Source organism: Rahnella sp. BIGb0236 (assembly GCF_004364755.1).
GTDB classification, from domain to species: domain Bacteria; phylum Pseudomonadota; class Gammaproteobacteria; order Enterobacterales; family Enterobacteriaceae; genus Rahnella; species Rahnella victoriana.
Map to the genome: position 1 here is coordinate 1 of NZ_SOAO01000014.1, position 12,036 is coordinate 12,036.

The following is a 12,036-nucleotide window of genomic DNA, read 5'->3' on the forward strand; positions in this document are numbered from 1 at the left end:
GAACTCGTTAAAATAATAGATGCTTGAAAGAGATTTCAATGATCAACGACGTAAATCAATCATTGAAATGAACATACAAGGTTGGGAGGGGGTTTAGCAGGCAACACCAGATCCAGAATTGTCATTAATGCCCCACAACAGCCTTTCTTTTTGCAGGGGGAGAGCCACCCATTTCTTCATCGCACGCAGGCGTTGCCGGTTAGATCATAACCCCGGTGCTTTCCACATCGACGTCGTCAGTTGCCGGTCCACCAGCCCGAGCTGGTCGGCGTACACTTCCTGCCAGTTGGCTTTCTGTACCAGATAATTCGCATGATGCGCGGCCACCGGCTGGTATTCCCGCTCCCAGCGCACCAGCGCTTCGCCGGTGTCGGCAAGTGACGCGTACACACCCGCCGCGACACCGGCCGCAATCGCACAGCCCAGTGCGGTGGCTTCTTTCACCACCGGCACATTCACCGGCACCCCGGTGACATCACTTAAAATCTGACACCACAATTTTCCTTTTGAGCCGCCGCCGGAGAACACCAGCGATTTGGCGCGGACACCGGAGAAGCGGGCGATCATATCCAGATTGCAGGCCGAGACGATGGCGGCGTTTTCTTCCAGCGCGCGGAACAGCACCGGTTTGTTGCACTTTTCAGGATCGATGGACAAATTGATGAACGACGGCGCGGCGTGATACCAGTTCTTGAAATGCATGGCGTCGGAGAACACCGGGGTGACGCCCCAGGCGCCGGCGGGTACACGGGCGGCCATATCCTCCAGAAGACTGTAAGCATCGACACCCAGACGCTGCGCCATGGTTTTTTCTTCAGTGCAAAACGCGTCGCGGAACCAGCGCATGGTCAGGCCGGTGAAAAAACTGATGGATTCGGCCTGCGCCATACCGGGGATAACATGCGGATTGACGCGGATGTTCATCTCCGGATCGGTGACCGGTCGCGGTAAGTTGACGATCTGCTGCCAGAAGGTGCCGCCGAGTACCGCTGTCTGACCGGGACGTACCAGTCCCAGCCCCAGCGTGCCGAGCTGGGCATCGCCGCCGCCCATGCCGACCGGCGTACCGGCTTTCAGCCCGCAGGCGTCGGCGGCGCTGGCGGTGACATAACCCAGCCGGGTGCCGGTTTCCGCTACCGGTGACAGCATATCGGCGCGCAGACCGGCCATATCCAGCAGTTCGGGCCGCCAGTTGCGGGTGGTTAAATCCAGCATGCCGGTGGTCCCGGCGTTTGACGGATCCACCGCCAGTTCGCCGCTGAGCATATACGCCAGCCAGTCGCTGATCATGGTGATGGTCGCCGCCTGACGGTAAATGTCCGGGCGATGATGGGCCAGCCACAGCAAACGCGGCATGGCGCTGAGTGCCAGCGTCTGGCCGGAACATTCATAGACTTCGCGTTCAAACTCGAAATCGTGGATTTCTTTTAATTCGCTCACTTCCCGGCTGGCGCGGGCATCGACGTTGGCGCAGGCCCAGATGGGCGCGCCGGATTTATCGTACAGCACGATGCCTTCGCGCATGGAACAGGCAGCGACGGCGCGGATCGCGGAAGCGGGGAGGTGCGCTTCCTGCAGCGCCTGACGGATGCACTGACACGCCAGTTGCCAGTTTTTGTGCAGATCAAACTCCATCGAACCGGGGACATCCGGTACCGCCAGATGGATCCATTCGGCCTGCCCGGCGGCTATCTGCTCACCTTCGAGATTGAAAATCACCGCCCGGATACTGCCGGTTCCGGCATCCAGCGCCATCAGATAGCTACGTTCGTGCTCAGAGTTCAGGGTAGAGGTCATCGCGATGTTCTCTCGTGCCAGTTTATCGGGCACCGTTTACCTGACCGCCACGCCCCTCACTCCCTGCGGGTCAGTCGAGCAGCGCCAGCATGGCTCTTGCTGTGCTCTCTTCGGTTACCAGTGCGTTAATTCGTTTACCTTTCAGTGCCGCCACAATGGCTTCGGCTTTCTCAACGCCACCCGCCACACCTAACACCGTCGGAATGCTGGCCAGTTCGTCCGGCGCGACGGCAATCAGTTCGTCGTGGATCGCCATGTTTTCCGCCAGCTGACCGTTACGTTGCATAAAGAAGCCCAGAATGTCGCCGACCGCGCCTTTGCGGCCAAACAGCAGCTGTTCGCCTTCGCTGATATAGCCGGAGCGCAAAATGGTCGCTTCCTGTTTCTGGTTCAGCGAACCAATGCCGACGACCGCGATATCGGCCGCGCAGGCCGCCAGCATCACATCGTGAACGTTACGTTCCTGGCGGAAAATGGCCGCCACGCTGGCCGATGACGCCCGCAGCGGCGCGGGAATAATGCTGACCCCGCAGGCGGCGTCGAGCTGTCCGATGCCGGTCATATACGGCCCGACACCGCCGGAAAGCGTGACCATGCGGATTTGCTGCGACGAAATGAATCCGCTCAGATGTTGCAGCGTACTCATTGCCGTTTCGCCAAATCCCACCGCCAGCAGTTGCTCCGGTTTGAGTAATGTCATCAGCATATGCGCGGCACCGACACCCAGCCGGGCGCTCAGCGAGCCATCAGCAAGCTGTGGCAATACGCGGATCTGCTGCAAACCAAAACGTTCAAGCAGGGTGTTTTCCAGCGACAAACAGCCCTCAAAACGCGAGTTGATTTGTACGCGGATCACCCCGGACTGCCGGCCTTTTTCCAGCAGGCGCGACACTTTAAGCCGCGTCAGCCCAAGCCGTTCACCAATCTCATTCTGGGTCAGGCCGTCGTGGTAGTAGAACCACGCGGTGCGTGCCAGCAGTTCCTCTTCACCCATGCTGAATTCCGGATGGTTAGTCAAATCGGAAAGCGTTGTCTTGTCATTCATAGTGAACACTTATCAAAATGTAGATCAATTGTTCGTTAACAAAATGTTGTTAACTGTGATGTGTTTTGCAAAATTCAAATGATTACCGCCTGAATCATAACGCAGAGTATATGAGTTGAACAAACTGTGATCAGTGCAAAAGTTTTCCCCGCCACCTCGGACTAGTTTTATGAACAATGTTAAATAATAAATACATTTGTTCATTAAATGTATTCAGTCAGGGGCCAGCACATGCAGTTCAGCGAACAGTCAGCAGCAGACCTCCCGAAGCCCGACCTGTTGTTGCAGGTCAGCGGCGTCAGTAAAAGCTTTTCCGGTGTGGCGGTGCTGAAAGATATCGATTTCAGCCTGCAACGCGGTGAAGTGCACGCCTTGCTTGGCGGCAACGGTGCCGGTAAATCGACGCTAATGAAAATCATTGCCGGTGTCGAAATAGCGGATCGCGGTACGCTGCTGCTCGGCGGCGAGCCTCTGCTGGCGCTGTCACCGGCGAAAGCGCATCAGGCGGGTATTTATCTGGTGCCGCAGGAACCGATGCTGTTTCCGAGTCTGACGGTGCGTGAAAACATTCTGTTTCGTCTGCCTGCCCGTCAGGCCAGTGAGAAGAAATTGCAACAGACGCTGACGGAACTGGGGTGCAATTTGCCGCTCGGCGCGCTGGCCGGCACCCTTGAAGTCGCCGATCAGCAACTGGTGGAGATCCTGCGCGGTCTGATGCGCGATGCACGGTTGCTGATCCTCGATGAACCGACCGCCTCGCTGACCCCGGCGGAATCTGCCCGCTTATTTACCCAGGTGCGCCATCTCACCGGACAGGGTGTCGGCGTGGTGTTTATCTCGCACAAACTGCCGGAAATCCGTGCCATTGCTGACCGCGTCAGCGTGATGCGCGACGGCAAAATCGCCCTCAGCGGCACACTTGCCGGACTGGATAACGATGCGCTGATCCGCGCCATCACGCCGCAGACTCAGGACACCGCGCTGCCCGCAGAACAAAAACTGTGGCTGGATCTCCCCGGCACGCGCCGCAACAGCGCAGGCAGCGAGCCGGTATTGCAGGTGCAAAACCTGACCGGTGAAGGCTTTATCAATATTTCATTCAGCGCCCGCGCCGGGGAAATTGTCGGGCTGGCGGGTGTCGTGGGGGCAGGGCGAACCGAACTGGCGGAAACCCTGTATGGCCTGCGCGATGCTCAGAGCGGTCAGGTTCTTCTGATGCAGCAAGACATCAGCGGGCTGACCACCTTACAGCGCCTGAAAAAAGGGCTGGTGTATCTGCCGGAAGACCGGCAGGCCTCCGGTTTGTATCTCGATGCGCCGCTGAGCTGGAACACCACTTCGCTGACCTTTAACCGTCAAAGCTGGTGGCTGAACATCAAACGCGAAGCGGCGGTGCTCGAACGTTATCACCGTGCGCTGGGAATTAAATACCGCGACGGATCGCAAACCGCCCGCACGCTTTCCGGCGGAAACCAGCAAAAGCTGCTGATCGCCAAATGTCTGGAAGCACAGCCTGCGGTGCTGATTGTCGATGAACCGACACGCGGCGTGGACGTGTCCGCGCGGGCTGATATCTACCAGTTGCTGCGCAATGTGGTGGAACAGAACGTGGCGGTGATCCTGATTTCTTCCGATCTGGATGAAATCGAAGGGCTGGCGGATCGGGTATTCGTCATGCATCAGGGGGAAATGAGCGGCGAGTTGCAGGGCAGCGACATTAACGTCAGCAACATCATGCACATCGCGTTTGGTAATCATGCCCAAACCCCTGCCACCGGAGGAACCTCATGCTGAAGCGGATACAAAACAACCGGGAACTCACCGCGCTGATGGCGATCATTGCGCTGTTTGCCCTGCTCGGCGCGATGGACAGCCAGTCGTTCAGCTTCCAGACGCTGAGCATGATTTTTGGCAGCGCGCAGATCCTGATGCTGCTGGCGATGGGCGCCACGGTAGTGATGCTGACCCGCAACATAGACGTGTCGGTGGGGTCCATCACCGGCCTGTGCGCGGTGACGCTGGGCGTGCTGCTTAACGGCGGCATGAACCTGCTGCTGGCCTGTCTGCTGACCCTCGGCACCGGTTTGCTGGCCGGTTTGTTTAACGGTGTGCTGGTCGCCTGGCTGCGCATTCCGGCGATCGTCGCCACGCTCGGTACGCTCGGTTTATACCGTGGCCTGATGCTGCTGATGACCGGCGGCAAATGGATTGAAGGCTTACCGGCCGGGCTGAAATCCCTGTCGGAACCGGTGTTTCTCAACGTTTCATCACTGGGCTGGCTGGTGATTGTCCTGCTTGGCGCGATGTTCTGGATGCTGAGCCGCACGGTGTTTGGCCGCAGCTTCTACGCCGTGGGTGACAACTTACAGGGCGCACGGCAACTCGGCGTGGCCGTCAACCGCGTGCGGATCCTGGCGTTTGGCATCAACGGCATGATGGCGGCGATCGCCGGGATCGTGTTCGCCTCACAAATCGGTTTCGTACCCAATCAGACCGGCAGCGGGCTGGAAATGAAAGCCATTGCCGCCTGCGTGCTGGGCGGCATCAGCCTGCTCGGCGGTACAGGGTCAATCCTCGGCGCGGTGCTTGGCGCGTATTTCCTGACCCAAATCGACAGCGTGCTGGTGTTGTTACGTCTTCCTGCCTGGTGGAACGATTTTATCGCCGGACTGGTGCTGCTGGCGGTGCTGGTGTTCGACGGCAGATTGCGTCAGGCATTGCAGAAAAACCTGCGCCGCCAGAAGTATTCACGCTTCCTGACGGCCAGCCCGCCGGTACAAAAGAAACCGGCTGAACGCCATTCACGGCAGCAAAAAAATCTCACACGCCGGTTGAGTACCGGCAAAAAGGGCGGGGTGATGTGATGAATAAACTCCAACAATATGGCTGGGAAGCGGCACTGCTGGCGCTGCTGATCCTGGAAATCTTACTGTTCGGCGTCGCCAACCCGCGCATGCTGGATTCCAATACGCTGCTGTTCAGTACCAGTGATTTCATCACTATCGGCATTGTGGCGTTACCGCTGACGCTGGTGATTGTCAGCGGCGGCATCGATATTTCCTTTGGTTCGACCATCGGCCTGTGTGCTATCGCGCTCGGCGTGTTGTGTCAGGCGGGCGTGCCGCTGGCACTGGCGATTATCCTGACGCTGGCGCTCGGGGCAGCCTGCGGTTTACTCAATGCGGCGCTGATCCTGTATACCGGCGTCAATCCGCTGGTTATCACGCTCGGCACGCTTTATCTGTTCGGTGGCAGCGCCTTGCTGCTTTCCGGGCTGGCGGGCGCCACTGGCTTTGAGGGGATCGGGAATTTCCCGGATGCCTTCACCAGTTTCGCCAATCTGGTGGTGTTGGGGCTGCCGGTGCCGCTGCTGATTTTCCTCGCCGCCACCCTGTTTTTCTGGCTGCTGATGCACCGCAGTCGCACCGGACGCAACGTGTTTCTCATCGGTCAGAATGCCCGCGTGGCGCGCTACGGTGCCTTGCCGGTCAGCCGCACGGTATTTGCGCTCTACGGCATGACCGGCCTGGCCTCGGCGGTGGCCGCCATTCTGATGACCTCTTATTTCGGCTCGGCGCGTTCTGATCTCGGTAACGCGCTGCTGATGCCTGCCATCACAGCGGTGGTGCTGGGCGGCGCCAATATCTACGGCGGTTCAGGTTCTATTCTCGGCACGGCGCTGGCGACGCTGCTGATCGGGTATCTCCAGCAGGGGTTGCAAATGGTGGGAGTCTCCAGTCAGGTCTCGAGTGCGCTTTCGGGTGCGCTGCTGATCCTGGTGGTGATTGGCCGTTCCGCCAGCCTCAACCGTGGTCTTATCCGCAGTGTTTTCCAGCGTTATCGCCAGCGCGGGTCTGCGTCTTCTCCTTCCTTGACGTCTTCACAATAAGCCGGGGTAAATGATGAAAGCCAAAACGATGAAAACCTTATTAATTGCCAGTGCCATGAGCCTCGCCTGTCTGAGTGCGCAGGCGGCTGAACGCATCGCGTTTATCCCAAAACTGGTGGGCGTCGGCTATTTCACCAGCGGCGGCAATGGTGCCATGGCGGCGGGTAAAGCGCTGGGCGCGGACGTGACCTATGACGGGCCGACGGAGCCGAGCGTGTCCGGTCAGGTACAGATGATCAATAACTTCGTCAATCAGGGATACAACGCGATTGTGGTCGCGGCGGTATCACCTGACGGCCTGTGTCCGGCGCTCAAGCGCGCCATGCAGCGTGGCGTCAAAGTGCTGACCTGGGATTCTGACACCAAACCGGAATGCCGCTCGATTTACATCAATCAGGGCACCCCGCAACAGCTTGGCTCGATGCTGGTGGACATGACCTCCAGCCAGGTGACGAAAGAAAAAGCCAAAGTGGCGTTCTTCTATTCCAGCCCGACGGTGACGGACCAGAACCAGTGGGTGAAAGAGGCGAAAGCCAAAATCGCCAAAGAGCATCCGGGCTGGGAAATCGTGACCACGCAGTACGGCTATAACGACGCCACCAAATCACTGCAAACCGCCGAAGGGATCCTGAAATCCTATGGCGATCTGGACGCCATTATAGCGCCGGATGCCAACGCCTTACCGGCTGCTGCGCAGGCGGCGGAGAACCTCAAACGCACCAACGTGACCATCGTCGGCTTCAGCACGCCAAACGTGATGCGCCCGTATGTCGAACGCGGCACGGTGAAACAGTTCGGCCTGTGGGACGTGGTCAGTCAGGGCAAAATCTCGGTTTACGTCGCCGATCAGTTACTGAAAAAAGGCGAACTTAATGTGGGTGACAAGCTGGACGTGCCGGACGTCGGCCCGGTGGAAGTGGTGCCGAACAGCGTGCAGGGCTACCAGTATGAGGCCAAAGGCAACGGCATTGTGTTACTGCCGGAACGCGTGGTCTTCACCAAAGACAACATCGGTAAATACGACTTCTGACAGGTAAGGAGAAAGCAACATGGCAGATCTGGACGATATCAGAGACGGTAAGAACTTCGGCATCGGCACGCCGCAGGATAATCACGCGTTCTTCCTGAAAGGCAGCGGTCAGCTTGACTGGGGAATGCAGTCGCGGCTGGCGCGGATTTTCAATCCGGCGTCCGGCCGGACGGTGATGCTGGCGTTTGACCATGGTTATTTTCAGGGGCCGACGACGGGTCTCGAACGCATCGACATCAACATTGCGCCGCTGTTTGCCCACACCGATGTGCTGATGTGTACCCGTGGCGTGCTGCGCAGCGTGGTGCCTGCGGCGGTCAATAAACCGGTGGTGATGCGGGCTTCGGGCGCTAACTCGATCCTGACTGAACTCTCTAACGAAACCGTCGCCGTCGCAATGGAAGATGCGCTGCGTCTGAACGTCGCCGCGATGGCTGCGCAGGTGTATATCGGCAGCGAATACGAACATCAGTCGATTAAAAACATTATCCAGCTGGTCGATCAGGGCATGCGCTACGGCATGCCGACCATGGCGGTGACCGGCGTCGGCAAAGACATGGCGCGGGATCAGCGTTACTTCTCACTGGCGACACGTATCGCGGCAGAAATGGGCGCAAACATTATCAAAACCTATTACGTCGATGAAGGGTTTGAGCGCGTGGCGGCGGGTTGTCCGGTGCCGATCGTTATTGCCGGTGGCAAAAAACTGCCGGAACGTGAGGCGCTGGAAATGTGTTATAAGGCGATTGATCAGGGCGCTTCCGGTGTGGATATGGGACGTAATATCTTCCAGTCCGAATCACCGGTTGCCATGCTGAAAGCGGTAAAAGCCGTCGTCCACGAAAACGCCAGCGTGGCGCATGCTTATGAACTGTTCCTGAGCGAAAAGAGGTGAATCATGGAAGTGACACTGGTCGAGATTAATGTTCAGCCCGAAAAAGTGGATGAGTTTCTGGAAGTGTTTCACGCCAACCATTCAGGGGCGGTAAAGGAGCCGGGAAATCTCCGGTTTGATGTGTTGCAGGATGAAGCGATACCGACGCGATTCTTTATATACGAAGCCTATCAGGATAACGATGCCGTACTGGCGCACAAGAAAACGCCGCATTACCTGAAATGCGTCGAAGCGCTGGAGGGGATCATGTCGGAGCCGAGGAAGAAGACAGTGTTTAAGGGGATATATCCGTAAGAGTAAAACCGGTTTGCTCCACCTTTAGAAAGGAGCAGGGCAGTATGGTTTTTTGGCTCCTCCCCCTGCGAAGGGGGAGGTTGGGAGGGGGTTTTAAGGGCGAACAAATCGTCAAAGCTAACTTTTTGATTTTTCTTTAATACCCCACCCCAGCCCTCCCCTTCGCAGGGGAGGGAGCCGATCTGTGTTACATCAATCCCTCAAGTCTCACATATAACTCCCTGAACACTTTGCGCCGCTCCGCATACGCAGTGTGCTTATCCGCATCGGGCTGATGCACCTGCTCAAGTGCCAGCTCCGGCAGGAAATGCTCCAGCGGCTGACCGGGATTCATCGCGATCTGCGCCAGACGCGCTGCGCCCAGGGCGGGGCCGACGTCTCCGCCGGTGCGGTATTCCAGTGTTTCACCGCTGATATCCGCCAGCATCTGACGCCAGTAAGGGCTGCGGGCGCCGCCGCCGATCAGGGTGATGCTATGAGGTTTCAAACCCGTGGCATGCAGCACATCCATGCCATCCGCCAGTGCGAAACCGACGCCTTCGAGTACGGCGCGGGCGATATCGGCGGGGCCATGCTGATGGGTCAGACCAAATAATGTGCCTTTGGCATTCGGATTGTTATGGGGTGTGCGTTCGCCGGAAAGATACGGCAGGAACCACACCGGTGAACCGGCCGGTTGCGTTTTTTCGGCCAGCGCGATCAACTCACCTACCGACGCGGTGCCGGTCAGTTTGGCGGCCCAGTCCAGACAGGACGCGGCGCTGAGCATCACAGACATCAGGTGCCAGGTATCCGGCAGCGCGTGACAGAAACTGTGTACCGCCTGCTGCGGATTGCTGAGGAAACCGTCACTGACGGCGAAATACACGCCTGAGGTGCCAAGTGACAGCATCGCCTGTCCGGTTTTGTATAATCCGACGCCCACCGCGCCAGCTGCGTTATCACCGCCACCGGCGATAACCGGAACGGAATCCATATTCCAGCGCGATGCGATCTCAGGAAGCAGGTGGCCGGTGATCTGATTGCCTTCAAAAAGGGCAGGCATCTGGCTGCGCGTCAGGCCGGTCGCATTCAGTAATTCATCATTCCAGTCGCGTTTAGCCACATCCAGCCACATCGTGCCTGCGGCGTCGGACATATCGCTGGCGAACACGCCGGTCATCAGCCAGCGAAGATAATCTTTAGGCAGCAGGACTTTGTCGATTTTGGCAAACAGGTCCGGCTCGTTTTGACGTAACCAGAGTAATTTGGGCGCGGTAAAACCGGGCATCATCAGATTACCGGTGATCTGGCGCGAATCAGGGACTTCCGCTTCCAGTTGCTGACACTGACTGAAGCTGCGGCCATCGTTCCATAAAATGGCCGGACGTAACACGTTCTGTTGTGCATCCAGTACCGTCGCGCCATGCATCTGACCGGTCAGACCGATGGCTTTGACGTCTTTGAGTGAACGCTGATGCGAAAGCGCCGTGACCGCCTTGTCCGTGGCTTTCCACCAGTCAGCGGGAAGTTGTTCAGACCACAGCGGATGCGGACGGGACAGGGTTAACGCCTCGTTGTGACTGGCAACAACGCGACCTTCTTCGCTGAGTAAAATGGCTTTGACGCCGGAGGTGCCGAGATCGATACCGAGATACATGGTGGTTTTTCCCTTATCTTTTAATCCGTATCCAGAACGAGTTACGCCCTGACGCCGCACAAGCGGGCAGGGCGTAAACGTATTTTAGCCAATTAACCAAACAGATAGCGGTTAACCAGATTTTCCAGACGTTCCTGTTGACCGCTCTGGTGCTGAGGTGCCAGCGCATTTTGCTGCGCATAGTTGCTCAGGGATTCCAGTGACATTTTACCTTGCAGGATTTGCTGACCCAGCTCGGTATTCCAGCCTGCGTAACGTTGGGCCACGTGTTTATCCAGCTCGCGGCTTTCAATCATCCGTGCTGCCACTTTCAGCGCCAGCGCCATGGTGTCCATTCCGCCGATATGGCCGTAGAACAGATCGTATTTGTCGGTGCTCTGACGGCGCACTTTAGAGTCAAAGTTCAGGCCGCCGGTGGTGAACCCGCCCGCTTTGATGATTTCATACATCACCAGCGCGTTTTCTTCCACACTGTTCGGGAACTGGTCAGTATCCCAGCCACATTGCGGGTCGCCGCGGTTGGCATCCACAGAGCCGAAGATCCCCAGGGCGATGGCGTTGGCAATTTCGTGATGGAAGGAGTGACCCGCCAGCGTTGCGTGGTTGGCCTCGATGTTCACTTTGATCTCTTTTTCCAGACCAAATTGTTTCAGGAAACCGTATACAGAGGCCACATCGTAATCGTACTGGTGTTTGGTCGGTTCCTGCGGTTTTGGTTCGATCAGCAGGGTACCCTGGAAGCCAATTTTGTGTTTGTGCTCAACCACCATCTGCATGAAACGACCCAGTTGTTCACGCTCCTGACGCAGGTCGGTATTCAGCAGGGTTTCGTAGCCTTCACGGCCACCCCACAGCACATAGTTTTCGCCCCCCAGTTGTTTGGTGGCATTCATGGCGTGAACCACCTGAGTTGCCGCCCAGGTATAGATTTCAGGGTTCGGGTTGGTCGCTGCACCTGCGCCGTAACGTGGATTGGTGAAGCAGTTTGCCGTGCCCCACAGCAGTTTCACGCCGCTTGCTTCTTGTTTTTGTGCCAGCACGTCAGTCATGACGGCAAAGTTGTTCACATATTCTTTCAGCGATGCGCCTTCCGGCGAGACATCCACATCATGGAAGCAGTAATAAGGCACATTCAGTTTCTGGAAGAATTCGAAAGCGACATCCGCTTTACTTTTGGCCAACGCCAGTGCGTCGCCCGGTTGCTGCCACGGACGGTCAAACGCGCCGATGCCGAACATGTCATTACCGTTCCAGCAGAAGGTATGCCAGTAACAAGCCGCGAAACGCAGATGCTCAGCCATCGTTTTGCCGAGGATCACTTCTTCAGGGTTGTAGTGACGGAATGCCAGCGGGTTAGTGCTGTTAGCACCTTCGTAGCGAACTGCGTCGAGCTTGTCGAAATATGCGTGCATTGAAAAACTCCTTGAAAACGGGCCCAGCGGGACTG

General features: G+C 57.5%; 10 protein-coding genes. 6 read left to right on the forward strand and 4 right to left on the reverse strand.

The features are described 5' to 3' along the window. Positions 1 to 204: 204 nt before the first annotated feature. Together lsrK and lsrR are read right to left on the reverse strand one after the other, a co-directional pair. Positions 205 to 1,797, reverse strand: coding sequence for an autoinducer-2 kinase (lsrK, locus tag EDF78_RS21245; protein WP_162928648.1), 1,593 nt, complete (start codon positions 1,795 to 1,797; stop codon positions 205 to 207). Between the two features lie 70 nt (positions 1,798 to 1,867). Further along, a complete protein-coding gene (lsrR, locus tag EDF78_RS21250; RefSeq protein WP_095922287.1) occupies positions 1,868 to 2,842 on the reverse strand; it encodes a transcriptional regulator LsrR in 975 nt (324 codons plus the stop codon). Between the two features lie 231 nt (positions 2,843 to 3,073). Between lsrR and lsrA the strand changes: the two genes are divergently transcribed. From lsrA to lsrG, 6 genes are read left to right on the forward strand one after another with little or no spacing between them, the layout of a single operon-like run. Next, positions 3,074 to 4,636: an autoinducer 2 ABC transporter ATP-binding protein LsrA gene (gene lsrA, locus EDF78_RS21255; protein ID WP_095922286.1), complete on the forward strand. Its 1,563-nt coding sequence runs from the start codon at positions 3,074 to 3,076 to the stop codon at positions 4,634 to 4,636. Continuing rightward, the gene (lsrC, locus tag EDF78_RS21260; RefSeq protein WP_119825189.1) at positions 4,630 to 5,706 is read left to right on the forward strand and encodes an autoinducer 2 ABC transporter permease LsrC; all 1,077 of its coding nucleotides are present in this window, start codon (positions 4,630 to 4,632) and stop codon (positions 5,704 to 5,706) included. Before lsrA ends, lsrC begins: the two co-directional genes overlap by 7 nt. Then, complete coding sequence (gene lsrD, locus EDF78_RS21265; protein WP_133823857.1) at positions 5,706 to 6,731, forward strand: autoinducer 2 ABC transporter permease LsrD; 1,026 nt, start codon at positions 5,706 to 5,708, stop codon at positions 6,729 to 6,731. The genes lsrC and lsrD overlap by 1 nt, the downstream gene beginning before the upstream one ends. Before the next feature lie 13 nt (positions 6,732 to 6,744). Continuing rightward, positions 6,745 to 7,761, forward strand: a complete 1,017-nt coding sequence (gene lsrB, locus EDF78_RS21270; RefSeq protein WP_133823858.1) for an autoinducer 2 ABC transporter substrate-binding protein LsrB — start codon at positions 6,745 to 6,747, stop codon at positions 7,759 to 7,761. 19 nt (positions 7,762 to 7,780) lie between these two features. Next, the gene (gene lsrF / locus EDF78_RS21275) at positions 7,781 to 8,656 is read left to right on the forward strand and encodes a 3-hydroxy-5-phosphonooxypentane-2,4-dione thiolase (protein WP_119825185.1); all 876 of its coding nucleotides are present in this window, start codon (positions 7,781 to 7,783) and stop codon (positions 8,654 to 8,656) included. Positions 8,657 to 8,659: 3 nt separating this feature from the next. Next, complete coding sequence (gene lsrG / locus EDF78_RS21280; protein ID WP_095922281.1) at positions 8,660 to 8,950, forward strand: (4S)-4-hydroxy-5-phosphonooxypentane-2,3-dione isomerase; 291 nt, start codon at positions 8,660 to 8,662, stop codon at positions 8,948 to 8,950. A gap of 187 nt (positions 8,951 to 9,137) precedes the next feature. On the opposite strand, the gene xylB is transcribed toward lsrG, so the two are convergent. Together xylB and xylA are read right to left on the reverse strand one after the other, a co-directional pair. Further along, positions 9,138 to 10,589: a xylulokinase gene (gene xylB, locus EDF78_RS21285; protein WP_133823859.1), complete on the reverse strand. Its 1,452-nt coding sequence runs from the start codon at positions 10,587 to 10,589 to the stop codon at positions 9,138 to 9,140. Between the two features lie 92 nt (positions 10,590 to 10,681). Then, complete coding sequence (xylA, locus tag EDF78_RS21290; protein WP_095922279.1) at positions 10,682 to 12,001, reverse strand: xylose isomerase; 1,320 nt, start codon at positions 11,999 to 12,001, stop codon at positions 10,682 to 10,684. Positions 12,002 to 12,036 lie beyond the last annotated feature (35 nt).